Origin of the sequence: Alteribacter natronophilus (genome assembly GCF_006007885.1) — a bacterium.
In the GTDB taxonomy this organism is placed as follows: Bacteria; Bacillota; Bacilli; order Bacillales; family Salisediminibacteriaceae; genus Alteribacter; species Alteribacter natronophilus.
Genome location: NZ_VCRO01000004.1, coordinates 301,647 through 327,732 on the forward strand (window position 1 = coordinate 301,647; position 26,086 = coordinate 327,732).

Consider the following 26,086-nt stretch of genomic DNA (forward strand, 5'->3'; position numbering starts at 1 on the left):
ATTTTCAGTTGACTTTAATACCGTTAATAACAGTGTCTATGGCTTTTTTATATAAATCCTCTCTCGCTTCCTGGGTGTTAAACGCTAACAATGCTGTATCGAATAACCCGGAAATTAGTGCTAACAGAATGACACTCACTTCTTCAACATTTATGTCCGGATTAAACTCCCCTCTATGCATACCATCTTTAATAATCTCCGAAAGGACATCCATTTCAGGTTTATACAGTTCTATGGCAAAAGATTTTTCTTTCTTTGTTGAGAGTATATATTCTGAAACTGTTTTAATTAATGGATTGTGGAACTCTAAACTGCATAAACGGGCCCACAAATATAATTTATCAGTAGCCCCTTCCTCTTTTATCATGAGTTTTTCCCATTCGTTAATAAACCTGTTTAATGCTTGTTTTATACAATATAAATAAAGTTCTTCCTTATTTTTGAAGTGGTAATAAATCGTTCCTTTGCTTAATTGAGTTTCTGTTTTTATATCCGCCATAGAGGTAGCTGCGTAGCCTTTAATTTCGAACAATTTGGTTGCTCTATCCTCAATTAACTTTTTGGTATCTTCACTGTTAATTCCAATTGGTCTGCTCATAAATCCTCCTACTTGCTTAAGAGTATTGCTAAATCAATGTATAACAATAATTTTAAACAACTTTTTTTTAATATCAAGCACAACTGTAAAATTAATTGACCGATCGTCCGAATAAATGGTAGTATATTTTACGAAAGCTCATTCATTGCATTTTTACCGACAGGTATAAAAAAGGAGTGTTTAATGTGAATGAAAAAGTAATAATTATAGGGGCCGGTGCAGGTGGTCTTGCGACAGCCATTTTTTTAAAGAAAGCTGGAATAGAGAGTGTCGTATTTGAAGGAGCTCCAATGGAAAGAGAGAGTGGAGCAGGGTTTGTACTCACACCAAATGGCCTGAATGTTCTTGAAACACTTGGTATAACTGAAATTGCACAATATAGTTTTCCTCTGGAATCTGAGACCACGTATACCAGTAACGATAAAGAACTGGCCAGTCTTACTGCTGCAGGAAATGATTTCTTTAGTAAAACCTTTATAACGATCAGTAGACAAAATTTAATGAAACTGCTTTTGGAAAAAGCTGAGGAATATAAAATACCAGTACATTACAATAAAAAACTGGTTAATCTGGAAGAGAACTCTGACAGCATTACAGCTGTCTTCTCTGATGATTCTAAAGTTAAGGGAGAATTATTAGTCGGGGCTGATGGCATTCACTCAAGAACAAGAGAGATCGTATTTCCTCAAGCTAAACCTGTCTATACTGGTTACTATGGCATTCACGGGCTCGTTTCTTCTGCTAACGTGAAGCAATCATTTGATACTATGGGAAAGGCGTACATTGATTTTGACAATGCTATAGGAACTTTTGTAAGTAAATGTTCACCTGCCTCAAATACAGATTTGTTATGGCAATTTATTGGTAAAGAAGAGAGGAAGATTCCTGCTACAGAATTAGAGTTAGCTGACAATCAATTTATCAAGGATTGGCTGAACGAAAAAATCAGTGGTTGGAACAATCCATTTAGTGAACTTCTAAACAATACAGAAAATATTACTTCCAGAAATATCTTTGAGTTGGAAGAATTACCACATTGGTATCATGGACGCGTCACTTTTGTAGGGGATGCTCTTCATGCCACCAACCCTATGCTGGGAATTGGCGCATCATGGGCTTTAGAGGATGGGATGTATTTAGCAAAAATGTTAAGAGAGCATGGATATAGAGACGCCTTTTATTATTTTGAGAATGACCGTAAGCCGCTTGTTGAACCTGCAAGAAAAGCTGCCACTGAAGCTTTTGATAAAATAATTGAACTAAGGGAAATGATGAGAACCATTTATGACAATCGTATTGATTGGTAAAGTATAATGTGCGTAGCCGCCTTTTCTTTACAGAAGATGAACAGCCGATGGCGGCGCACATCTGGGGAGACAAACCCGAGTATTTCTGCGAGATGAGTAAAGGTATGGCGGAGATGGGCTTTAAAGGCATCGATATTAACATGGGCTGCCCTGTACCGAACGTGGCCTCGAGCGGGAAAGGGAGCGGACTGATTCGTCGTCCTGATACTGCCGCAGACCTCATCCAGGCTGCAAAAGCCGGCGGGCTGCCTGTAAGCGTGAAAACACGCCTCGGCTTTACGGAAGTGAACGAGTGCTGATTCCGGAAATCAAGGAGCTGATTGACAAGATCGCTCCACAAACGCTATTAACCATCAATGGCGACATTCCTGATCGTCAGGTTGGCCTCAAGCTTGCTGAAAAATATGAGATCGATGGCGTGATGATCGGGCGTGGGATCTTTAAAAATCCGTTTTGAAAAAGAGCCAAAAGAGCACACGAGCAAAGAATACCTTGATCTTCTGAGACTGCAGCTGGATCTTCAAGTCACTATGCAAAAGAAGTGCCGCGTCCCATCACCAAGCTTCACCGCTTTTTCAAAATTTATGTCAAAGGCTTCCGCGGGGCCAGTGCTTTAAGAAATGAGCTCATGAAGACGAAATCAACAGACGAAGTGCGTGCATTGCTTGATGAGTTTGAACAGGAAAATTAGATAGGAAAGAGGATGGTGAAATATCTTTCTCCATCCCCTTTCGTCACGTTATCTACGCATGTTGAAAGTGTTGCAAAAATAATTAGAGCATAAGCAGCGAAACCCTTGAAAACGACTTCAAGGGTTTTCGTATACATATTAAGAGCTAAGTTGGATTTTTGGTAACAAATAACAAGCACAAAGTTATCCAAATGTTGCTTAGAGATATAGGGCCTCAGAATGACATCCCCCAACGTTTATGTATAACTCAAGGTGCCTAACTTACCTTAAAGAGGAAATTCAGTTTATTGTGAATGTAATGACGTGCGGCCTATACTTCTGTAAAATATAGTAGAAAGGTGAACCGAGGTTCAAAGCACTTGGTCCTTGTGTACTATGAATAAAGGAAAACGCCTTAATTTTAATGCGAGGAGATTCTTAAATGCTTCAACAAAGCAAGTTTCATTATTTGTTTAATTCGTATACATTGTATTGTCTATTGGAATTCAATGTCTCAAAAAAAATGATTGATCAACTTGTAGCAGATGATTTTGTGGTTAACGACTTTTTAACGGAGTCTAACAAGGTTGTCCAATTACAGGCCGCTAAAAAGGCAATGACAAGAAAAGTAATGAACGCCGCAGCTTTATTAAGTATTGAAGCGTATGAGCAGTCTGTATATAAATTGGGTGCTGCAGGATTGTCACCGTCAAATATTCGCTTACTAGTGGATCATGACATTACATACCATCAACTTAAATCTATGACATACGATATTTTTTTCGAACGGATCGGTCGGAAGAACAAGAAAGCCATTTTTGAACGCATAATGGAAGCGTTTAGATCTTGTGAAGATTTATTTCAGGCTGATGTTACTGAGAAGACCTATCATTTTTATTTACATAAGTACTGCGAACAGCTGCCACCGCGCCATTATGTCACCAAGGAAACTCTGTCTAAGGAGTTAAGTATACAGCTTAACATGCCCGAAACAGGAATAGATGTAGAGAGCATTGAACTTTTTTTGCACAAGAAAACGACGGAAAACTACTTGACGTTTGCCCCTGATCTTGGTTTCAAAAGAAATGTAAAAACGGTAAAACGATTACTAGCAGATGATTTTAAAGATAAAGAAATATTGATCCGTCGCATGAACGGGGAGTCCCTTCAACAGATCGGTGAGAGTTTCAATTTGTCACGTGAACGTGTCCGGCAAAGGGAAGCAAAGCTGCTCAGCAGGTTACCTGAACTTGAGGAACTTACTGTTTATAAGGACGTGTTCGAGACATACGACTGGGATGAGGAACTATTTTCAGCAGTCTACGGGGAAATGGCTGAAGTGTACCAGCTTCTAAATGTAAAGCTGGTACGGGGAGAACGAAGTGTATTAGACTCAATGGGTGAACTTTCCCTGACAGAGAAGCAGCAGGAACTGGTTTTAGCCCATTGCAATTGCTACATTAACTATGAAAAAAAGGTTGTTTCCTACAATAACAAATTAGCTTTTTTTGAACACCTGATGTTTCACTTAGGGCAAACAGCAGTTAGCAATGAGGAATTTAATGAGGTAGCTAACGAGTATATAAAGGAGTACCGTTTGGATCCGTCCCTGCACTTTACAGAACGAAGTGCAATGGGATTGATTGATCGGTCCCGAAAGATTATACGCACAAAAAGCAACAGCTTTCGATTTTACGATGTGGACAAAGTTGAGCCTGAAAGGATGAACCACTTAAAAGAGCTTCTGGATCTTGATCCAGGTGTGTATCACATGGCGAAGATATTCAATGAAAACGAAGCTTTAATGGTCGAGTTAAATATCGATTCAGGGCACGAACTGCACAATTTATACAAAAGATACATTGAAGTAGATGGCGTCACATTTACGAAAATGCCGGAATTTTGTGTGCAGACGAGCAAAAAGGAGTTCTTAAAAAGTCTGTTTTACGAATTGGCTCCGATCTCAATTGAGGATTTTTTAGCTTATGTGGAGAACAACTATGGTTTACGACAGGATTCCCTATACAGCTTGCTGTACAGCAAGGAGTATTTGCCTTACATCCACAATCATTTTATTAAAGTGAGTTATGCGGAGGTGAGTGAGGAAGAGTATACCCTGGTTGATTCACTTCTGAAAAACGATCTTTATACTGTTCAGGAGTTGATTAAACTCGGCTCTGAGCATATTAAGGATTTTAAAGAGAAGTTTGTTAACAATCAGGCCCTAATGAAACTGAATTATAGTTTAAAGGGCGTGTTCGTTCTGAGCCGGAAGTACAGCTCGATTGATCAGTATTTTACTAGCCTCATTCTGAAAAACGATATGTTTCGAAATACGCGATCACACCACTTTAAAACGAATCATTTTTTAAGTGCACTATACGATTTGGAGAAAAACCTGGATGTTGTGAAAGTGGCGCCGGATGTGTATTTGACAAGTAGAAAGATTGAGGGTGCAGGAATCACAAAGGACGAATTGGCAGCATACAGGGATGCAGCTTACAATTTCTCCGATTCACCTTATTTCACTTATTATTCGTTAAAACAGGAAGGGTTCGAGCAGGAGCTGGAAGACTATGGATTTGATGCTGTTTTCCACGAGCGTATCATCTGGACTCACCCGAAGCTCCGGGCACTGAATACGAAAAACTGTACGATCTTCTCAAAAACAGGTGATGAATTTACCCTGAAGGAATTTCTTGTCTGGGTGATCAGTAAGGACAGCGAGCCACTTGACCTTGACGTTTTGAATACAAGGCTGAAGAGTGAATTTGGCATTGATCTTAATAAAGATAAACTGGTTCGCACCATACAGAACACAGCGTTTTATTACTCAAGAGAAATGAATAAGGTTTACCAGGATAAAGAACGATTCTACGAAACTATTTACAGTGGAGAGAGGTAATGAAAATGCAAAATTTAAGAGAACACATCGGACAATCAATTATGGAGACCGAGGAAACTCGCCCGCTTACGATAAAAAATAAAGAAAAGATGTACAAAGTGTTAATCATCCCCCTCGAGCTGTGCCATTACAACGAAAAAAACGGCCGGATTTCGACCTATATCAGTCAGTATCTATCAAGTGGTAATGAAATACAAAAAGGCGATATTGAGGCGTACAATAAAGTATTGGAAGAGTTTATCTACCAATCGAATCCGAATGCGCTGGAGAAGACGAAAAAGAACATCAGCCTCCTCGGCCAGCTTGAACCTGGTGTCGTTCTCAATGACGGCCGGATCATTGATGGAAACCGTCGCTTTACCGCGCTGCGCAAGCTAAAAGCAGAGGGGGAGGGTGATATATTTTTTAAAGCCATTTTACTCGATCAATCAGAGGGCATAGACGCTAAGGACATTAAAAAGCTGGAGCTGCAGCTGCAGCACGGAAAAGAAAAACCGATAGAGTATAATCCGATTGATAACCTAGTGGACATCTACCAGGATATTATTGAAAATAAGCTATTTTCAATCGAAGAGTACAGCAACTACGTTAACAAATCGGTGAGTGATGTGAAGAAAATGGTCAAACGTGCGGTACTCATGAATCAATTTCTCGAGTACATTAACGCAGAAAAGCAGTATTACATTGCCCGTGACTGGGAATTCGATACGATTCTGCAGGATATGTTGACGATTATTGAACGCCAGATAAAAGGCATAGATGTCATTACAATACTGGAAAATAAGGACGACAAACAAGATGTGCAGGAGTATATGAGCATCCGCGATACCTTGTTTACGGTGGCACTGACAGGCCGAATGCAAAAAACCCATGACCTGTCCCGAAACATGCGCGATATCGGCAGGCATGTTATCAATTCCGATGAAAAGGAAGACTTTTTGGAGGACTTAGAAGATCAGGTTGAGGACATTTACGAGACACTTCATGAGTACGATCAAGTTGACTTAGAAACACTTAGCAAAGTGAGTAAGGAGATTGACGAGGCTCAGCAGGAAGTCCTGCAAAAAGGCGAAGAGTATATTGAGAGCGGCAGACAGAAGGATGTTCAGACTAAGCCGGTAACCATTATGAACAAAGTAATTAAAGATATGGAGAAACTGGATATGGTTCAGTTAAAACATATGGACGATGAAACCGAACAGGATTTTCTTACTCATTACAAAAAGCTTGAGACAGAAATGAAAAAAATCGCAGAGGCCTTACGTGTATAAAACACTCAAGCTGCAGCCCTCCTACTTTTCAGACGAAGTGGATATTAAAAGCGCTTTTTATGTTCCTGTTCTGGAGAAGTCTGTCGCATACGACCGGGTAAGTGCCTACTTCAGCTTCAAAGCACTAGCTGCCTACGCAAAGGGAATCGAAGGCATGATTCGTCAAAACGGAAAAATGCGTTTTATCATTTCCCATGAGATCAGTAAGGAAGATTACGATATACTCAAAGCCGGCTACGAGATCAAGAAAACCATTGTTCCGGAGCTGTCAAACGAAGATTTCAGGCAACTCAGCCTGGAAGATCAGAGGAATGTCTGTAATTTCGCCCATTTAATCGCCAAAGGCATTATTGAGTTTAAGATGGGGTTTACGCACAGTGGCCTGTTTCACAGTAAATATGGCATTTGCCATGATGCAGAGGGAAACTGCATTTACTTTAGTGGCTCGAATAACGAAACAGCTGCAGCCATTGCGAGAAACTATGAGGCATTTGATGTTACAGCCTCGTGGAAAAGCGCCCCATTCGACCAGCAACGGATTTCAAGGGCTATTACCGAGTTTGAAAAGCTCTGGAGTACCGGCTCAAGCAACGGATTTGTTTTTGTGAAAGAAATCGATGAAATTATTAAACAGAAACTGATTCAATATGATAAGGGGAAAGTTATTGTGAATTCTACTTTTTTATCACCCAATTCGCTTATTTTGGATCACGTGGATGACCAGCTGGTTGTCCACAACAATGTAACTTCATATACGATCCTGGGAACAGAACGGGTCTTTCAGTCAAAATTACTGGCTTACTTAGACGGCGATTTCCCGCACTTCCAAAAAGAGCTGACGCACCTTGACCTGCAGGATATTATTAAACATTTAAGGAAGTTTGCAAAACGAAAGAAATTTGAAGTTGTGGTAACCGAAGCCCTGCAGCAGTTTATCTCTCAAGAGGCATATTTTATTAAAGAACGAGCGGATTATGGAACAGCCATCAAGTTTTATCAGGAAGATTTGGACCCGGCTGTTGCTAAACGATTCGAGGCGTTTAAAGAGACTGCCACAAAGGCACTTGCACGGCCACCCCGGGAGGTGCAGCTGTGGTGCGGCTTCTATATGAATGAAATGCAGCGAGCATCGAATTTTTCTGTGCCCGGTGCCGGAAAGACGACAATGTCGTATCTGGTTTATTCTTACTTAACAGCCCCTGAAGTTGACCTGGTTGATAAGATCGTCATGATCGGACCGAAGAGCTCATTTTTGGCATGGAAGAAAGAGTTTTATGAGAACTTCAAAGAAAATAAGAAGCTGCGCGTGCTGGATGTTCAGCGGAACAAGTATTCCCCGACAGAATTTGTAACTGAAGCAGGGAAGTGCAATGTTATTTTGGTCAATTATGAGTCGGTTGGAAAATATCAGGACGTTCTAAGCAGTGTCATCGATGAGCGAACGATGCTCATTTTAGATGAAGTGCATAAAATTAAAGGTATTCAAAGTACTCGTGCGCAATCGGTAATGGCTGTTACCAAACGGGCAAAGTTTAAATTTGCGCTGACAGGAACACCAATCCCCAACTCGTATGAGGATATTTATAATCTGTTAAAGATTTTATACGATGAGGAGTATGGTTTGTACTTTAATTTCAGAAAGGATCAACTGAAAAATCCGAATTCGGTTATGGTTGAACGGATCAATGATCTGCTGTATCCATTCTTCTGGCGTACAACCAAAGCTCAGCTCCAGGTACCGCCGGCAAATGAAAATGAATTGCTTCACGTAATGGCTAATGAACAGGAGCAGCAGCTTCTGAATCTGCTGTATCGAAAATACGGACACTCTGTTTTTCATCTCTATATCCGTCTGATTCAGGCATCGGTTAATCCTCTACTATTGCTGAACAGTATCGATTACACCGAAATGTACGGTGAGGATGCTAATAACAGTGATACCCCCTGGAACTCGATCGATTCAGATCAAATCCAGTTTACAAAGGAAGAAATAGAGTTGATCCGCAATGTCCCGAAGACGTCAAAATACTATAAAGCCGTCAACTTGGCACGTTCCCTGTATGAGGAAAAAAAGCAATCAATAATCTGGTGTATTTTTGTTGATACGATGCTCACCCTTAAAGACGATTTACGCCAAAAGGGCATTAATGCAGAAGTGATTTACGGTGATACGAGTCAGGAAGACCGTGATGCCATTATCGAAAGATTCTTGAACCGGGAAATTGATATTCTGATAACCAACCCGCACACATTGGGGGAGTCGGTTTCCCTCCACCATACTTGTCACGATGCTATCTACTTGGAATACTCTTTTAATCTAACCCATCTTCTCCAATCCCGAGACCGAATTCATCGTCTGGGCTTAAAAGAAGGGGATTATACCCAGTATTACTTTCTGATGCTTCAGGGCCAGGAAGGTGAGCGTAATTCCATAGATGAACGCATTTATTACCGGTTAATGGACAAGGAAGAACGTATGCTCTCCGCCATTGAACGTGGTGTACTGGTGCCGGATCCCAAAGTGGACTTAGCTGAGATTATTGCTTTGTTTGAATAATCGGTTAAGGTGAAGTGCATAACGTTTCCGAGACGACGCACTGCGAGGCAGTTGCCAGAATTGAATTAATATAAAGGAAAGAGCCTGATCCTTTGGTGGATGAGGCTCTTTAAATGGGGAAATACCAGGACTGTAATATTACTGGAAACAGGCTCGCAGTATTTCTTTCAGAGCCGATTTTCGTTAAAATAGATAGTGTTGATTTTTCCTTTGATTATTTGGTATGAAGTATGTTAATAGATAGAAGAATTGGAGCATATCAATTCGGATGCCTGTCAGCAAGAGGAGTTGATCTATAATGAAAGAAAATTTCTGGCGTGAACTGCCACGTCCGTTTTTCATATTAGCACCAATGGAAGATGTGACAGACGTTGTGTTTCGTCACGTCGTAAGTAAAGCCGCGCGGCCGGATGTGTTTTTCACGGAATTCACAAACTCGGACAGCTACTGCCACACCGAAGGCAGGGACAGTGTGCGCGGCCGCCTTCTCTTTACAGAAGATGAACAGCCGATGGTAGCGCACATCTGGGGAGATAAACCCGAGTATTTCCGCGAAATGAGTAAAGGCATGGCGGAGATGGGTTTTAAAGGGATCGATATTAACATGGGCTGCCCTGTACCGAACGTGGCCTCGAGCGGGAAAGGGAGCGGCCTGATTCGTCGCCCGGATACGGCGGCAGATCTGGTCCAGGCAGCAAAAACGGGCGGGCTGCCTGTAAGCGTGAAAACACGCCTCGGCTTTACGGAAGTGAACGAGTGGAAGGAATGGCTCAAGCATATTTTTGAGCAGGATATTGCGAACCTTTCCATTCATTTACGTACAAGAGAGGAAATGAGCGCAGTGGATGCCCACTGGGAGCTGATTCCGGAAATCAAGAAGATGCGCGACGACATCGCACCACAGACGCTGCTTACGATCAACGGTGATATTCCTGACAGGCAAGTCGGTCTCGAGCTGGCTGAAAAATACGAGATCGACGGCGTTATGATCGGACGGGGGATCTTTAAAAATCCTTTTGCCTTTGAAAAAGTGCCAAAAGAGCACACGAGTCAGGAATACCTTGATCTGTTAAGACTGCAGCTCGATCTTCAGGACCATTATGCAGAACAGGTGCCGCGTCCCATCACCAAGCTTCACCGCTTTTTCAAGATTTACGTCAAAGGGTTCCGCGGGGCCAGCGCATTAAGAAATGAGCTAATGAAGACGAAATCGACGGATGAAGTGCGTGCGCTGCTTGATGAATTTGAAAAGGAAAGTTGATAGGAGAGGGACGGTGAAATGGTTTTATTTTCACCGTCCCTTTTATTGTTACGCACTCCACACATGTGGAGGTTGTGTCGCAGACAATTAGCGTGGATAACTAAACCAATTTATCGAACAGGGAGAACCGGTAAATCACCGTTGGTTCTCCCTTTTTGCTGACTTCAATCCGCTCGACAAAGTACTGAAGCATCGGAGAAGTCACCTCTTCAAACGGCTCGAAGCGGGCGAAGAGGTCCTTTAGCCGGTCCAGTTCGTTATTTAGAGGGTCTTCCTTCAGGGCTTCCTGAAGTTCAAGTTGCTTTCGCTTCAGTTCTTTAACCCTAAATTCCGCCTCATCCGATACTTCCCTGTACTCAGAGTGGCTGATAATATCGTCAGCGAGCATTTCGATGTATTTTTTTCGTTTGTTTTTTAGGGTTTCAAGTTCTTCTAAAACCCCTGTCATGGCGGACTTATTCGCTTCCCTGCGTTCTTCTTCACCTTGCCTGATTTTGTTCAGGTACTCTTGGTCTAAAACGAACTCATGAGCTTTTTTTATATCTAAAAGTACCTTTTTTATAAGCACATCTTCCTTCACAGCGTGAGAGGTACAGGCAACTTTACCGTGACGGCCATAACTGCCGCAGATGTAACCCGCCCGGTTCTGGCGGTACCACATGCCCGAGCCGCAATCGGCGCAGTAAAGAAGATTGGTGAAGAGATGGAGCTGAACTTTGGTCCGGTTCCGCTTTCTGGTTTTCATCAGTTCCTGCACAGCCTGGAAGTCAGAGCGGCTGACGAGTGGAGGATGAGCATCCTTTTTGATGAGATGTTTCTCTTCAGGCACGCTCTCCCGCGCATCGGATGTTACACTTCTGGTCGTTTCCCTGTGCTGGACGAGGTCGCCGGTGTAGTGAGGGTTGGTCAATATCTTGCGGATGGTTGACCCTTGCCAGAACCGACCTGCATTCCTCTTCCCCGCTTCCTTGGCAGGTGTGGGAAGACCTTCATTGGATAAGGTGCGGGCAATTGAATCGAACCCCATTCCGGAGAGGTACATCCTGAAGATGCGTCTGACTACTTCCGACTTATGGTCATTGGCTGGGACAAGCGTTTTACTGACCACCTGATAGCCATAAGGGGGATTGGCCCCCATAAACTCGCCCTTTCTTGCTCCGGAGATGAGTGCTGCCTTTATCCGTTCGGACGTCCGCTGGGATTCCTGTTCGTAAACCCAGGCGTAAAGCCCGAACATGTGGATGTTGCCTTCGATGGAATTAATGGCATTATCGTACGTGACGATGTGGACGCCATTGTTCTCGGCAACATCCTTGATTTCATACGACAGCTTCCCGTTCCGGGCAAGCCTGGACAATTCCTTTGAGATGATGACATCGAAGAGGCCCGCTTTGGCATCTTCAATCATCTGCTTCAGGTTCTTCCGCTTCTTATCCTTCGTACCGCTCTCCACGTCAATGTAGAACTGATGCAAAATCCACCCCTTATCCGCAATAATGTTGTAAAAATAACGCTGCTGATTCACCAGAGACGACTTCTGTTCTTCACGGTCCGTCGACACCCTGATGTAAACGGCGCATTTCAAATCCCCTCAACTCCGTTCCGTTGAGGTGTAGTGGGTTTGCCTGATTATATTTTTGGCAAGTTGTTTAGCAAATAAACTGAAGACAAGATTCGAGTAGGTTAATTTCTGTACCAAGGGGCTGGGACATAAGAAAAGTGTGGAGGTGAGAATCCGAACAATAAGCTGACAAGCGGATGAAATATCACGGCCTCTTGCAGACGGAAAAGGAGGGCACTGATAAAGTTTGGTTTTTAACTTTTTCGGTGGCTGTGAGGCAATGAGTATAACGGTACTTAGAAAGCCTGTTCCGATTGGGTTTCTTGTAACAGGCGCGCAGCCGATAAAGCCATTGTGGCTTGAATGAAGGCTACTGAAAAAGTTGATTGGGACTTTTTCAGTGGCCTCAGGAAAAGAGCAAGTGAGACCCACAAGTACGCAAAGGCTCAGCGCTTCTCTCGGAAAGCGGCGTAAATTTCAGGAGAGTATTACCTGCACCGCATATTGATTGTTCAGATTTTCGTCTGTAAACACATCCTCTATTTTTTCTCCCATCTTTGGATAAGTGTTTCCATATCCGCATTATGCCATTTCTTTTGCCATTCTTGTAGATACGCAATGTCATTCGATGATGGTTGTGGTTCACATCTATCTATAGAAACTAATGAAGGCATAATAATAGAGTCACCAATAATTATTGCCTCACCTTCTTTTAATGTGGAAAGAGAATCTGTAATCGGTCCAACCACATCCGGTAAGAGACGTTTTACATAATTTTGGTCATCAGGGTTAGTCAATCTCATGGAGATAAAGTTGCTACATTGCGAAAATATAGTCTCAGAAATTTCTGAGGGTCTTTGACTAACTATCATGGCGGTAACTCCATACTTTCTTCCTTCCTTGGCAATTCGCTCAATAGATGTCCTAGAAGCATTAAATTTTGCAGAGGTAACTTTAGGAACATATTTATGAGCTTCTTCGTAAACCAAAAGTAATGGGTTGGCTGTAGAGTCAGGGTTTTCACTGATGTGTTTTTTGTAAAAGTAACCGTACTCAAATAGAATCCTTGATATGAGTGAAACAGTGATGCTTAAAACTTCAAAAGGTACCCCACTTAAATCAATAATTGTAATATTTGCCTCGTTGTCAGCTTTATATCCAATGAGATTGCGTAGTATTTGTTCAAATGAACTATCCTCTGTTGTGGAACTAAATAAAAACCCTAAACGTTTATCATATACTTTATTGTTAATTCTGGAGATGAATTTTTCTAATGTACCATCGTTATAAGTCCCTTTACTAATTGATTGAGATTTAACTTCTAAAAATGTGTACTCCTCTTTGAAATAATAATCGAACTTTTCATTGTCGTTGGTAAATTCGATGCCATCTTCTTCATGCGCTAGACAAATGATATTTGGCTTTTTAGCTTTTCTGGTTTCTCTAGACAGGTTACTTATACAATTTATTACTTCGATTATCGAGAATGGCACTGGAGAGTCAAAGGTGAGGTCCAAATCGTTTCCGTTATGCATTTGTTTATTCCTGGTGATTACTCTTCTTAACAGAGATGATTGATTATAAGATTGGTTCTCTCCAGATTCTACAAATAGTTCTTCTAGCTCTTCGCCATTCATTAACCAGAAGGGAAGCAGGAGGTTATCGACATTAATAGAATTTCCTTCAGGAAAAGCAGATTCGTATTCAGAGTGAATATCAAATAACACAATGTGAGAATTATTAAGACCCTCATAACTAGAATTTTTCTTTCCGATTGCTTCTTGGAGTACTTTTGTAACAGTGTGAGATTTACCTGAACCGGTTGAACCTACTATTGCAATGTGCTTATTAAAGAATTTGTCCCCGTTAACTGGTACAGTTATTTGATTATCTTGAGAAAGTGTTGAAAAACAAAAATGGCTTTCTTCTGATACTACATCGTATATTTTTTGAATTTCGTTCTTTCTTGCTAAATCTACGTCCGTGGGAGGAATAGCGATATTGTTCCCCCCTCTTGTGAATTTTCCTTCATCATCAAGAAATCCTATTGGAGCAGCCTCAAGTATGTAATTACTTTCTTTATCTTCTTTTTTTTCTATTGTGAAATTCTCAATTACACTGAGGAGAGCACAATCATCACTGTCCGAAACTCTAAGGTAGGAACCCACCGTGAATTTCTCATTTTCAAGCTTGAATTTTTCTATATCAGATACTTCAATCTTAATTTTATTTGGTAAGACAGAAACTACTTTAGCAACTTTTTGTGTAACCTCACTCATCGTAACCACTCCTAAGATATGATATTGATAGCTTGCTTAATATCATCAATTTCAACACTAATATCTTTACTAGCATTTGAGGAGAAATCTAATCGGTTCTGCGAGAAAAATTGATAGACTTTATCTAAGGGAAAAGAGTCAGTTAACTCGGGTAAGAAGTCTTCTTTAATAAATCTAACTGGCACCTGCTGGTTACGTTCAATAAAGTCGCGCATTCTAAATTTATCGTCGTCAAAGTATGTGCCGTCAAAAAATTGTTCGTTTTTATCTGCCATACTCTTCTTTAACTCGGTAATTACTGAATCCCTTATGTTTCTAAAGCAAATTATTGGAGATGGCGATTTATCCTTCCTATAATACTTGTTCCTTATTTTGTAAGTCAATTCTGCTAATTCTGTACGCGAAGAATACTTGGATGCATCAATAATAAACAATCTTTCGAAGTTATGAAGGTTTAACCCTTTAATTGTAAAGAACTGTTTTTTCATGAATTGTTCATATGAGTGTGAATCCATAGAATTCTTATAAACCGCATAAAATATAACTTGTTCGTGATTCTCAATTATATTATCAAGCTCTTTTTTTGAGAGTGCACGATGCTTTTTTTCCTTAATCACTAGTCGAAAAATTTCTGACCTTATTATCGAGTGTTGAATAATAGCTAAATTCCTATCAGCTATTCCGTATGCTTTTCCTATTAAATCTAATGTATAACGAAAAGTTTCTTCGTAATCTTCTGTAAACTCTAGTGCAAATGAATCAATAAACTTTTCAAGCAGTTCCCTGTTAAACTCTTCTGTGTCTTTTCCTAGTATTTCATTTAGTTGGTCAATTGAAATTATAGATGTCTGCGGGGATTTATCTTTAAAGAAGCAATACAAGTAATATGTTTTAGTTTTATCTTGTTCAAACAATTTAATAAGTTGTTTAATTGGGCGCCGTATTTTACTAGGAGAGTAGTTTTGTGCCTCTTTATGTTTAACTTGGATAACTGTGTTCTTGTAATCAATATCTTGAACGTTTTCAAAACTAACAGTTTTATCGGGATTCTCCAGTATCTCAATAATCGTTTTATCAAATTGATATAGAAATCCCTTTATTGCATAATAACCTCCATCTTTATCATCTTGGGATAAGAATCCTTCGCTTTTTTCCTCTATTACTTCCAAAATACCACCTCTATTTCCTTTTATTCTCTTATAATATAACACACTGAATATCTTTTTTTTTTGAATTTTGATACCCACTTATCAGTTGTTTTGACTAAGTGTTCTTCTGCGTAGTGGCATGTTATCAATAGATTATTTGAGCTTTTGAAATGTATGGTACAATTTTACTATATAAGGAAAGGGAGGAATTTTTGTGGGGAATATTGGGTGTTTAGGAGTAGCTATTGTCTTTGCAGTATTAACTTTCAGTATAAGTCCCTGGCTTAGTTTAATTATTTTTGGTGTTGCTATTGCTGGTGTAGTCTTTGAAACTAAGGAAGAAAAAAGAATTGAAGAAAGTGAAACCTCAAATAGAATAAATAGAACTCAGGGTATTAATAAAGTAGAAAGAGAAACAGATTTCCAGGCCTCTTTAACTTTTGAAGGTAACCCTCATGTATCTCAAGTAATTGCTGTTGATGAGAAGGGTATGAAGGTAGCTCTTATAGATGGAGAGAGATTTAACGAAAGTTATCAAGTTGTTGATTACAGAGATATTTTGTCGTCGGAAGTACTAGTAGATGGTAAAGAACTGATATCTACATCGAGAAGTAGTCAAATTGGAGGCGCATTATTAGGCGGTATCCTAGCTGGTGGAGTGGGTGCAATTATTGGAGGGCTGTCCGGAACTAAGTCCAAGGGGAAGGATATTTCAAGAATTGATTTTCATATAATAATTAACGATACAGCGAATCCTGCTTTTTTATTGAATTTTTACGATAAAAATAATTCGAAATCCGGTATGGCACTACCAGAAAATCTTTTAAAAGCTGAACTTGATAGTGCAAATCAAATACATCAAGTAGTTAGTGTACTTATCCATCAAGCCGATAAAATTGACCAGCAAGAACAAAATAGTAATGAGAAATTTCAAATCAATGACATTCAGTCAACCGATAATTCAACCAGTTTGATAGCAGATGAAATTAGAAAGCTTTCACAGTTAAAAGAGGAGGGAGTATTAACTGAAGAAGAATACGAGAAGCAAAAGCTGAAATTATTAGCATAGGAACAAGGAACATTTGTATACTCAGTTAATTTAAATCTAATTGGAGGGTCATTTGATGAGTATTTCATTTAAGCAACTAGCATACAAAGTTATAAAAGAAACCCGAAAACCAATGACACCAACAGAGATATGGGAGTACGCTAAACAAAATAACTACGAAAATTTGGTTTCCTCTAAAGGCAAGACTCCCGACAGGACAATTGCTGCTCGTATTTACGTTGACATGAACAATAACCCGGATACAAAGTTCATTAAAATTGAAGAAGCGAAGCCGAGGAAGTTTTTCCTCAAGGAATTGGCTAGTGAAGGAGAGATGACTAGAATCCGGGAGAAGGAAAAAGAAGTCGTGGAGGAACCAGAAGGCAACACTAAGTATTCTGAGCGGGATTTACATCCGTTCCTCACCTATTTTGCTGATACGTTTATGAATATACATACAAAGACCATTTATCATGAGCGTTCTACAAAAAGCAGTTATGCACAATGGCTGCACCCAGATATCGTAGGTGTTAACTTCCCTATTGATGAATGGCACAAAGAAGTACTGGAGTTTGGCATGCAGTTTGGTAGCCAGTTAGTAAAGATTTACTCCTTTGAACTAAAGAAGGAATTGACCTTCTCCAATCTCAGAGAATCTTTTTTCCAAACGGTTTCAAACTCCAGTTGGGCTAATGAAGGATATTTGGTGGCAGCAAAAGTATCCAGAGATGATGAGTTTTTAAATGAACTAAAGCGTCTGTCCACTGCTTTTGGGATAGGCATTATCGAGCTGGATATAGAAGACCCTGATTCTTCTTCTGTTCTGTTCCCGGCCAGATACAAACCAGACCTTGATTGGGAAACCATAAATAAGATAACGGTTCAGAATCCGGATTTCAGAAAGTTTATCAGAAGAGTAAAGAATGATTTGAATAGCCACGAAGTCATTAAGCAAATGTACGATAAAGTTTACGAAGCAGAAGTTTTGAGTGACCTTATAAAGAAGTGAGAATCCGACTGACAAATCTGGAAAAATTGAGTGAAGGACTTCTTGTTATTTCATTGAATCATTTAAAGAGGAAACATTTGTATTTTATTGTACTTTAACGAATTTACCGGAAGCTATAGTGACTATTATTTTTACTTAATCAAAACTATTCAAAAAAAAGAAGGAGATTCTTATGAACATTTCTTGGGTTCTCGGATTCGGGTGGATTTCGCTACTTTTCTGGTTCGGCCTATTAGCTGTTTCATTAGTTACAGAAGGAATAATTAGCTACATTTTTTGGTTTCTTTTCCTAATTTGGTCCTTTATTTTGATTGCAAGATTTTATAATTTTAATGGTAAGCCGTGGAGAAGAGTTCACTTTAGAGGAATGAGATTATATTCTGGTGCTCTAGGAAAAGAATATTCTAAATCAAAGGAAGAAGATAGAGAGATTAGTATATTTAATTGTTGTAAATTATTTGCAGCAAACCTTGGTGGCGGGCATCCTGAAAAATATGAAAGTTATGTTATGGAACTTGATGAAACCAAGGGTACTTATTTTGCCTCAATTGTAGAAAAAACCAGAAACGATGTATTTGAAGATTTGTCAAACCAGAGTGTAGAGGAACTATGTGAGCACCTTAGAATAAACACTAAATTAGGACCTCATATAATCCTCGCTAAGATAATCGAAGAAAAATATGGAGTTCATGAAGTAGGTCAGTATATAGCAGCCATATTAAAGAAAGAGGCTACATAAAAGTTATCCTGTGGGAGGATGCAAATTGGATATAAAGAAGACATTTAAATCTTTATATAATGATTATGAACGTAAAAAAATCGATGAGTCTGATGGATTATTAAACAATTACAAGGAAGATAACTCCACTAGTATAGGCAGTTATTATCTTCCTAAAAAGAAATTCAGTGCTTGGCCTGTCGTTGCAATTATTTCAGTTATTGTAAATTTAATCTTACTGCTCCTTTTATTATTATCTGAAGAAGCCTTATCCAAAGAAGATTACAACGAATTAGAAAGCAGTTCGGTTGTGCTAGAAGAAAGACTGTCTGTTGCCTTAGAGGAGTTTGATGAACTTGCAGCCACTAATGTCCATTTAGATAAATATATCTTAGCTTTACAGGAAGATTACGACCAATTACTAAATGATTATAATGATTTAATCAAACAGGAAGCAGATGGAAATGCTATGAATACATCCACTCAAAGCTCTACTAGTGAACAGGAAGTTCAGGGTACAAGAAAGTTATTTCACACTGGGGTCACCAGAAGAGGAAGTTAGAGATGTAATGGGAGCCCCAACTGGAATAAACGGCACTCTTGGCATTTGGAGTTATGATTATTCTACAGTGAATTTTGACAACGGTGAAGTGACTGGTTGGTATGATAGTGGTAGTAACTTATTAGTTAACATTGAGAAAGTTGATTCAAATAAGAATATATTTAGCATTGGAAGCACTTATCAAGATGTAGTAGATGTTATGGGTACACCTACTGGAATCAATGGAACACTGGGAATTTGGAATTATGATTACTCCACAGTTAATTTTGATAATGGTGATGTGTCCGGCTGGTCTGATACTAGCAATAATTTAATGGTGCATTAATACAGCGCCAATTATATCAAAGCCACGGTTGTAATCAGAATGGTCTAAATTCCTATGAAGAACAAAAGCTACAAAATGAATAGCAAGGAGAAAATTAGCTTTTAGACGAATTAAGAGCTAATACCTATTTAAAAAGGATGCTTTATAAAGTACCTACTCTCTCTGAACCCGTTTCTTGTGCAAATGAAATAATACAAAGTAATAGAAGATAGTAGATGTAATAATAATTAATATTGGAGGTGGGAAAAATCAAGTGGGAAATATTTCTTGAAATGTACGAAAAGCAATTATCAGAAGCTATAGGCCTCATTGATTTTGGGAAGAACGCTGGGGGACCAACATGGTTCCATAATAATGATAAAGCCCCTCTTGTATTTGAACATTATTTACAAATTGGGTTGTTGTCTCAAGTAGCTATATGGGCTGATAATCATTTAACCGTAGAAGATTATAATAAATACAAAAGGTGGAACGAAGAGCAATTAAACAACCTTGTATTTGAGGACCCTAAAGAACTTGTTAACTTAATAACCGAGACATTTTTAGAAAGTTTAGAACAAGAAAAAGAAATATATACCTTAGAAGCAAGATTAAAAAGAGAATATTATTTTTTGGCACAATGGATAGTAAATAATACAGGATATTTTATTGGAGTTAGTGAAAGAGAAATAGAGAAAAGTCGTAAAGCTTTGAAGCACATAGCACAAGTCAGTGAAAACACTGTTGTGTTTGAGCAGGCAATATCAACTGCAATCTATAATTTATTCAGCCCTTTTCATAAGAGTTCTCATAATCTAAATACTAAGGAAAATAGTGCTCGACCAAATGTAAAACAGGAAGGTGGCTATAGAGACAAAGCTTGGGTTAAAGGCGCCGTTTGGGTAGGAGGCTTTGGTGGGGCTTATATACTCTTCAGTATATTAATCTCTTTAATTTCAGGCAACTGATTTTTTGAAGAAGTACAACATTAATTAGACCTCCTCTGTTTATATAAGTGGAGGTTTTTAATATCAACGGAGTGTAATATAAATAAGAAAGGATATAAATGGAGGTATGTTTGTTATGAAACTTCGCAAAAGCAAGTTGTCACCGAGAACGATGGAAGAGAGGGAACAGCTAGACAAGAAATGTATTGAGAAATGGAACAAAGCCGTTAAAGAAGGCAAGATTAGAAAGATTAATGACAAAGAGTTTTATTATGGGTTTGATGAAAGTGACCAGAAAGGTAATTAAACGCCGACCTTTTATGGTCCAACATCCGTCGGGTTCAGAACATGCTCGGCAAAGTCCTTCTTATAGGGGCAAGCTCCCTGAAGTATTTCTTCAGCTGCTTTCTCGGTGTCGTATACAGTTACTTTAAGTTTCATATCACCATCAATCAAAAGCCAGCAGGCACCGTTTGCTTTACTCTGTAAACCAACGCTTCCTGCGTTGACGATTCTCTTTCCAGCCACTGAACGGTCGAACTGGATGTGAGTGTGGCCGCATACTATGATATCTTCCCGTGTGTCTTTAATCATTTCTTCTATTTCACTTTCCTCGGTTTGAACTCTGATTGCTTCCTCATCACTTCGAGGGGAACCATGGATGAACAAGATGTTTCCGAGACCTTTAACAGAGATGCGTTTGGATTCAGGTAATTGTTTCAGGAAGTTGACCTGATTTTCAGTGAGCTGGTCAGCACACCAGGCGTTCATTTCAGCAACGAACTCCGGGCAACCTTCTTCAGTGCTGTGGCGATGAACGACTTCCCTATCCGCGTTCCCCATTATATAGAAGAAACCTGCTCCATCTTGCATGAGTGTCTCCATCACTTCCCGAGGCTGAGGTCCCCAGACTACATCGCCGCCAACTACAACAACATCCGCACCCTCTTTCCTAATTTCCCTTAGTACAGCTTGAAGTGCAAAGTTATTACCGTGAATGTCGTATATGGCTGCAATCTTCATAAAAGTCCCTCCCTTTCTAGACTCACGGGTGAAATCTTATAGCTTATTAAATACTAACATAATTATCCAAGTTCTACTTAAGATAAGGTTTTAGCCACCGAGAACACTCCATTGTACACAACAATATACCCTCTGTAAGCAAAACTCCCATTTATTTTCTCTAAAATGAATTTCTTTGGAAATCTCCAAAAATAAATCGAGAAATTTAACAAAAGCCTATGAGCGGGGTTTATTATAGTCATTGTTGAGCCCGGGGAACCGGACACCAGCAAACGCATTTGTGAGGCGTCGGAGATTTTCAAAAAAACTTGACCCGTTTAAGAAATTAAATCCGGTTTTTTAACAAATACACGATTTTGTCCTTTAAGATGTGAATGCGAGCTCGGGAAACAGTGAGTAGCGAACGCATTTGTATTGTGCCGAGAGATTTTTCAAAAAAACTTGACCGTTTGAGAAAATAAATCGGATTTTTTAACAAATGCACGATTTTGTCCTTTAAGATGTGAATGCAAGCTCAAGGAACAGTGAGCAGCAAACGCATTTGTGATGCGCCGAGAGGTTTTCAAAAAAACTTGACCGTTTGAGAAAAATAAATCGGAAATTTTAACAAAAGCGTGATTCTGTCCTATAAGATGTGAATGCAAGCTCAGAACAGAAAGCAGCGAAAGCATTTGTGATACGCCGGAGAATTTTCAAAAAAACTTGACCGTTTGAGAAAAATAAATCGGAAATTTTAACAAAAGCGCGATTTTGTCCTTTAAGATGTGAATGTGAGCTCGAGAAACAGTGAGCAGCAAACGCATTTGTGATGCGCCGAGAGGTTTTTCAAAAAAACTTGACCGTTTTAGAAAAATAAATCGGATTTTTTAACAAATGCGGGAAAATGCTCTATAAGATATGAATACGAGCTCCGGGGAACCGGCTGCCGGCAAATTGATTTGTGGGACACTGGATGATTTCAATAAAACCTGACCGTTGAGAAATAGTCTTATATTTTCACATTTACGAGAGCTTGTGCAGTAGGAACTTAACGAGCGTGACGATTCAGTCAACAGCAAATGTACTTATGATAATCCGGAAGATTTCAATAAAATCTGACCATTTGAGAAAAGGCTGCCGATGATTTTATAAGTATTGACCTATAAGTGAAACATCTGAGGCTGGGGAACCAACCGGCTAACGGGAAGAGATGCCTTCTGTAGTCGGAATATTGGCAAAACTATTGAGGCGGTAGAAAAATTTATTTTCGATTTTTTAACAAATACGAGAAACACCAACCTAAAATATGATTACTGAGCTCGGCGAAGTATTCGAAAGAGAGGTTACACGATGTACAGCTTACATAATCATCCGGCTGAAAAAGTCCGGACCAATACAGAGAGAAGAATACAATCAGTTGCCGGCGGGTTCCGCGGAAGCCAGAGAAGTGAGGTGAGAAGCCATGGAAGAGCACATTCATTCACTTAAGCGACAGCAACTGGAGAGGTCTTTCAGAAAACATGGTGTTTCATCTGAAGTACTTGACCGATTCTGGAACATGAATAAACAGAGAGGCAGGGATTTAGGATGAGTGATATTTTAGACCGGCTGGGAGTACCAGGCAGACAAACATACCGTGCAGTGATTAAGCGCGATGACGTGGACACTGAAAAAAACAGCCATCAAATTAAACTCAACTTTGAGTCTAAGGAAGAAGAGTAAAGTATATCACCCTCGCTTCCGGGCAATTATGTTGTTAAAACCCGGAGGTGGCTCGAATGGAATTCAAAGTACGGAAGTTAACAGTAGTAGAAGAGGATAATGAGCTGGGTAATAAGTGGATTGAGAGACTGGTAGAAAAGCAGATACTCCATTTGCTTAATCTCCCCATGGAACAACAGGCGTTACTGACAAACACACAACTTAAGGAAAAGGATGAGTTCAATGAGATGGATGAAACCAGGGAAGAAACATAAGCTGACCGTATTTTTAAGAAGGGTAAGCAGTGAGCAGCAGAATCTGGACATGCAGATAGCAGCTGATAAAAAGTATCGTGAGAAACTTCATGAGGAAGATTATGTCGTCCTTAACGAAGAAGGGGTATCAGCAAACAAACTCAGTATTCCGGACCGTGAAGAAATGGTTAAGCTGATTGGCATGATTAAATCAAATCAGGTTGAAAGGCTGTATGTGTACGATAGAACCCGATTGACCCGTAAATTTTTCGAGTACCTTGAACTAATAGACATGTTCAGGGAGCACAATGTTAAAGTAACGTTTACCACCGAGGATGCGGGTTATATGCCGTTCAATAACGACCTGTTGATTGAAGGATTCAGTGCCATCCTGATTGAGGAAGAAGGGCAAGGAATTGCACGACGGTCCAGAGACAGACACCGCAAGTTTCCCTCGAGGAAATATGGTTTTGAGGTACACAAAGACGACAATGGACATAAGAGTTACACAGCAAAAACGGAGGAAAAAGTAAAACTTCAAGCTCTTTTCTCTGAAGCACAGGAAGTCGAAGGACACAGAGACTACGCGGAACTCCTTATCAATCAGGCCTCTTTATTAAAGAAGGGGGCTGAAGATGTGGCACGCATTCTTTTTGACCCCTTCTACTGCGGTTGTGAAATGTATGGGGAACACTTTAATCGACTCAGTCATGTCGAGCAGATAGTAACCATCGAAGACTTTCAGAAAGCACACGAAGTGATTGATTCCTTTCAAAGCGTTATTAGAGAAAACCTCGATGCCCGTAAGGACGAAGTCATTCTGAAGCCGAAGTGCGGTTACTGCCGGGATGAAATGAAATACAAGAGGAGTAAGGTTGGTGACAGCGGGATATTTTCCTGTTCCTGCAAGAGTCAGAAGGTTGAATTAGGAGTGGATGATTATAACAGGATGCTTCTCCATAATGCTCAGCTGATGGTGGATTCCTTGCAGCTTGGAAAGATTAAGAATAAGGCATACAAGCTTATCGATAAGAAGAGTGAGCATCATGAAAACCTGATTCATGAAATCAGCAAGACAATTGAAACCCTTCAATACGAAATCGCTGCTTTATCTCCTGAAGAAGCATTGGCTTCCAGGAACCGTAGAAACAGTGCACTTGCAAAGCTGATGGATGCGAAAGACAGACGAAAAGACATTCGGGATGAACTTCTTTTACTCGAGAATCACAAGGTTAACCTTCAATACATTGTTAAGAAAGTGTCCAATCTTGTGAGTAAGGAAGAAGTCGTGTTTATGGTCTCCCATCTCATAAAGGACTGCTACATGTTTCACGAAGTTGCAGAGATGGACTTTTATTACAATGAGTTTCTGGATATTCAGGAGTTGGAAAGGAAGATTCTACATGACAACCAATCAACAGAACAGCAAGGAGCCTAAAAAAATTGGCGTGGCGTGCCTGCGACGTTCCAAGGACTCTTCCCAGGATGATAGTGACTCACTAAAAACGCAGGCACTCGCAATCAAGGACTTTGCTTCCAGGAACGGATTTGAAATTCCGGAAGCATACTTCTTCAGTGACGATGGTGTGAGTGCTTACAAAAAGAAAGCCGGAAAAAGGTCAGGCCTTCAGAAAATGAAAAAAGTAATTCTTGAAAACGAGGTTGACGGCGTCTTCTTCTACGATACTTCAAGAATGGACAGAACAGGATATTCGTTTGTGACGGAATTTTACAACGATGTTTTTGCCAAAAAGCCGGACATGAAGTTTTATGTCACTACGCAAATGGATGAGTGGAACCCCCATGACTTAAAAGTCAAACTAGAATTGATTGTTGCTAACTCAGATTCGGGAATGAAATCAAGACGGTCAATTGATTTACAGATTACCGACTTGAACAACGGTGTCTATCCCGGTTCCAGAGCGCCATTTGGTTACAAACTGGTGAAAAAAGACCTGATACCTACAGAGAAGGCGGAAATTGTGAGGCTCATTTACTTCCTGTTTTCCTGGGGACATGGTGTTGCTACGATTACGAAAGTATTGAATGATGCAGGTATTCCCTCTTCTTCAAACAAGAAATGGAAGGAAAGCTCTGTACACAAAATACTGGACAATGACATTTATAAAGGCGACGAGTTCAAGTGGTCATTTGAGAAACGACCGGATGAAGACAGCAGGAGAAAAGGCAGACACCAAGGAATCGTACCCAAAGCTCTGAACCGCATCAACAAAGTCATCCTTGAGATGAAAAAGAAGAAATACACCAAGATGGAAACTCCATTTATTTTCAGCAATCTTCTTAAATGCGGGAAATGTGGGAACCGCCTAAAGCAGCGTAACGGTTCGACGAAAGGCTTCAAGTATCTTTATTACCAATGCACATCGTGTTCATACAAACTCGATATGAATCGTGTAAATGAGGTACTTTTAAACAAAGTCGGCAAACAGATGTCGCTATCCTTAAAGCTTAATGAGCACCAGGTGCAGCAGCAACTCCAGAATTACTATGATGAATTAAACAAGAGGAAACATTCTCTGGAACTTGAAATCAAGCGAATTGAGATAAACCAGGAAATCGTCTGCAAGGAAGATAAAACACTTTCCTTCATATATGATGGTGCACTCAATAACCTTGTTGAAAAAGTAAAAGAACTGGAACAGTGTAAAAGTGATATTCAGGCACTGTTACACCCGGAAGAGATTCAATCTTTCGTGACCCTCTTCAGGAACTTGAAACTGAACGAGTTTGCCCGGGCCGAGCAACGGGTTCTCATGTTGACGTTCCTGAGGGACATTGTTGTTACCCAGGTGAATCAGGAAGAATTTACTGCGGACGTTACTTTTAAGGTGAATCCCGTCCAGGCTGTAACGGCACCAACTGGATAAACAATCGAAAAGTGCTGAAATCAAATGGACAAACAATCGAACTTGAAGAATCCGGTTCCAGTTTCTGAGGAAAATTCAAGTCCTGAAATCGACTAA

At 39.9% G+C, this 26,086-nt stretch carries 21 protein-coding genes and 1 pseudogene; 17 read left to right on the forward strand and 5 right to left on the reverse strand.

Annotated features, from left to right (window positions below):
* Positions 1–4: 4 nt before the first annotated feature.
* Positions 5–598, reverse strand: coding sequence for a TetR/AcrR family transcriptional regulator (locus FGB90_RS14405; RefSeq protein ID WP_138811543.1), 594 nt, complete (start codon positions 596–598; stop codon positions 5–7).
* Positions 599–783: 185 nt separating this feature from the next.
* On the opposite strand from FGB90_RS14405, the gene FGB90_RS14410 reads away from it, so the two are divergent.
* The 6 genes and pseudogenes from FGB90_RS14410 (at position 784) to FGB90_RS14435 (ending at position 10,569) form a co-directional block, all read left to right on the forward strand.
* Positions 784–1,905 carry an FAD-dependent monooxygenase gene (locus tag FGB90_RS14410; protein ID WP_171051844.1) on the forward strand — a complete coding sequence of 374 codons (1,122 nt, stop codon included), beginning with the start codon at positions 784–786 and terminating at the stop codon, positions 1,903–1,905.
* A pseudogene (locus FGB90_RS14415) lies at positions 1,905–2,596 on the forward strand (tRNA dihydrouridine synthase); the annotation flags it as partial. The gene FGB90_RS14410 and the pseudogene FGB90_RS14415, both read left to right, overlap by 1 nt.
* A 421-nt stretch (positions 2,597–3,017) precedes the next feature.
* Positions 3,018–5,480 (forward strand): sigma factor-like helix-turn-helix DNA-binding protein, encoded by a 2,463-nt coding sequence (locus tag FGB90_RS14420; protein WP_138811545.1) that lies wholly within the window; start codon positions 3,018–3,020, stop codon positions 5,478–5,480.
* Between the two features lie 5 nt (positions 5,481–5,485).
* On the forward strand, positions 5,486–6,751 hold the full coding sequence (locus FGB90_RS14425; RefSeq protein ID WP_246056190.1) for a ParB/RepB/Spo0J family partition protein: 1,266 nt from the start codon (positions 5,486–5,488) through the stop codon (positions 6,749–6,751).
* Positions 6,744–9,308: an SNF2-related protein gene (locus tag FGB90_RS14430; RefSeq protein WP_138811547.1), complete on the forward strand. Its 2,565-nt coding sequence runs from the start codon at positions 6,744–6,746 to the stop codon at positions 9,306–9,308. The genes FGB90_RS14425 and FGB90_RS14430 overlap by 8 nt, the downstream gene beginning before the upstream one ends.
* 298 nt (positions 9,309–9,606) lie before the next feature.
* Entirely contained in the window at positions 9,607–10,569 is a 963-nt protein-coding gene (locus FGB90_RS14435; protein WP_138811548.1) for a tRNA dihydrouridine synthase, read from the forward strand.
* Between the two features lie 100 nt (positions 10,570–10,669).
* Here FGB90_RS14435 and FGB90_RS14440 read toward each other — a convergent pair whose 3' ends face one another.
* The 3 genes from FGB90_RS14440 to FGB90_RS14450 form a co-directional block, all read right to left on the reverse strand.
* On the reverse strand, positions 10,670–12,154 hold the full coding sequence (locus FGB90_RS14440; RefSeq protein WP_138811549.1) for a recombinase family protein: 1,485 nt from the start codon (positions 12,152–12,154) through the stop codon (positions 10,670–10,672).
* A 515-nt stretch (positions 12,155–12,669) separates the two neighbouring features.
* Positions 12,670–14,409, reverse strand: a complete 1,740-nt coding sequence (locus tag FGB90_RS14445; protein WP_138811550.1) for an ATP-binding protein — start codon at positions 14,407–14,409, stop codon at positions 12,670–12,672.
* 11 nt (positions 14,410–14,420) lie between these two features.
* On the reverse strand, positions 14,421–15,578 hold the full coding sequence (locus FGB90_RS14450; RefSeq protein ID WP_138811551.1) for a hypothetical protein: 1,158 nt from the start codon (positions 15,576–15,578) through the stop codon (positions 14,421–14,423).
* A 193-nt stretch (positions 15,579–15,771) separates the two neighbouring features.
* Between FGB90_RS14450 and FGB90_RS14455 the strand changes: the two genes are divergently transcribed.
* The 7 genes from FGB90_RS14455 to FGB90_RS19745 all read left to right on the forward strand — a co-directional run bounded on the left by FGB90_RS14455 (position 15,772) and on the right by FGB90_RS19745 (position 20,452).
* Positions 15,772–16,626 (forward strand): SHOCT domain-containing protein, encoded by an 855-nt coding sequence (locus FGB90_RS14455; protein WP_138811552.1) that lies wholly within the window; start codon positions 15,772–15,774, stop codon positions 16,624–16,626.
* Between the two features lie 55 nt (positions 16,627–16,681).
* Positions 16,682–17,614 carry a COG2958 family protein gene (locus FGB90_RS14460; protein ID WP_246056191.1) on the forward strand — a complete coding sequence of 311 codons (933 nt, stop codon included), beginning with the start codon at positions 16,682–16,684 and terminating at the stop codon, positions 17,612–17,614.
* Positions 17,615–17,786: 172 nt separating this feature from the next.
* Positions 17,787–18,353, forward strand: coding sequence for a hypothetical protein (locus FGB90_RS14465; RefSeq protein WP_138811553.1), 567 nt, complete (start codon positions 17,787–17,789; stop codon positions 18,351–18,353).
* 25 nt (positions 18,354–18,378) lie between these two features.
* Positions 18,379–18,894 carry a hypothetical protein gene (locus FGB90_RS14470; RefSeq protein ID WP_138811554.1) on the forward strand — a complete coding sequence of 172 codons (516 nt, stop codon included), beginning with the start codon at positions 18,379–18,381 and terminating at the stop codon, positions 18,892–18,894.
* A gap of 7 nt (positions 18,895–18,901) precedes the next feature.
* The gene (locus FGB90_RS14475) at positions 18,902–19,219 is read left to right on the forward strand and encodes a hypothetical protein (RefSeq protein WP_138811555.1); all 318 of its coding nucleotides are present in this window, start codon (positions 18,902–18,904) and stop codon (positions 19,217–19,219) included.
* Positions 19,220–19,491: 272 nt separating this feature from the next.
* The gene (locus tag FGB90_RS14480; RefSeq protein WP_138811556.1) at positions 19,492–20,166 is read left to right on the forward strand and encodes a hypothetical protein; all 675 of its coding nucleotides are present in this window, start codon (positions 19,492–19,494) and stop codon (positions 20,164–20,166) included.
* Positions 20,167–20,281: 115 nt separating this feature from the next.
* Positions 20,282–20,452, forward strand: a complete 171-nt coding sequence (locus FGB90_RS19745) for a hypothetical protein (RefSeq protein WP_171051845.1) — start codon at positions 20,282–20,284, stop codon at positions 20,450–20,452.
* 11 nt (positions 20,453–20,463) lie between these two features.
* Here FGB90_RS19745 and FGB90_RS14485 read toward each other — a convergent pair whose 3' ends face one another.
* A complete protein-coding gene (locus FGB90_RS14485) occupies positions 20,464–21,168 on the reverse strand; it encodes a metallophosphoesterase family protein (RefSeq protein ID WP_138811557.1) in 705 nt (234 codons plus the stop codon).
* 1,566 nt (positions 21,169–22,734) lie between these two features.
* On the opposite strand from FGB90_RS14485, the gene FGB90_RS20145 reads away from it, so the two are divergent.
* Genes FGB90_RS20145 through FGB90_RS14500 form a run of 4 tightly spaced genes read left to right on the forward strand, consistent with a single transcriptional unit; the run spans position 22,735 to position 25,990 of the window.
* Positions 22,735–22,869, forward strand: coding sequence for a hypothetical protein (locus FGB90_RS20145; protein ID WP_281280057.1), 135 nt, complete (start codon positions 22,735–22,737; stop codon positions 22,867–22,869).
* 56 nt (positions 22,870–22,925) lie between these two features.
* Positions 22,926–23,123, forward strand: coding sequence for a hypothetical protein (locus FGB90_RS14490; protein WP_138811558.1), 198 nt, complete (start codon positions 22,926–22,928; stop codon positions 23,121–23,123).
* On the forward strand, positions 23,092–24,540 hold the full coding sequence (locus FGB90_RS14495; RefSeq protein WP_171051846.1) for a recombinase family protein: 1,449 nt from the start codon (positions 23,092–23,094) through the stop codon (positions 24,538–24,540). Before FGB90_RS14490 ends, FGB90_RS14495 begins: the two co-directional genes overlap by 32 nt.
* Entirely contained in the window at positions 24,506–25,990 is a 1,485-nt protein-coding gene (locus FGB90_RS14500; protein ID WP_171051847.1) for a recombinase family protein, read from the forward strand. The genes FGB90_RS14495 and FGB90_RS14500 overlap by 35 nt, the downstream gene beginning before the upstream one ends.
* The last annotated feature ends 96 nt before the right edge of the window (positions 25,991–26,086 follow it).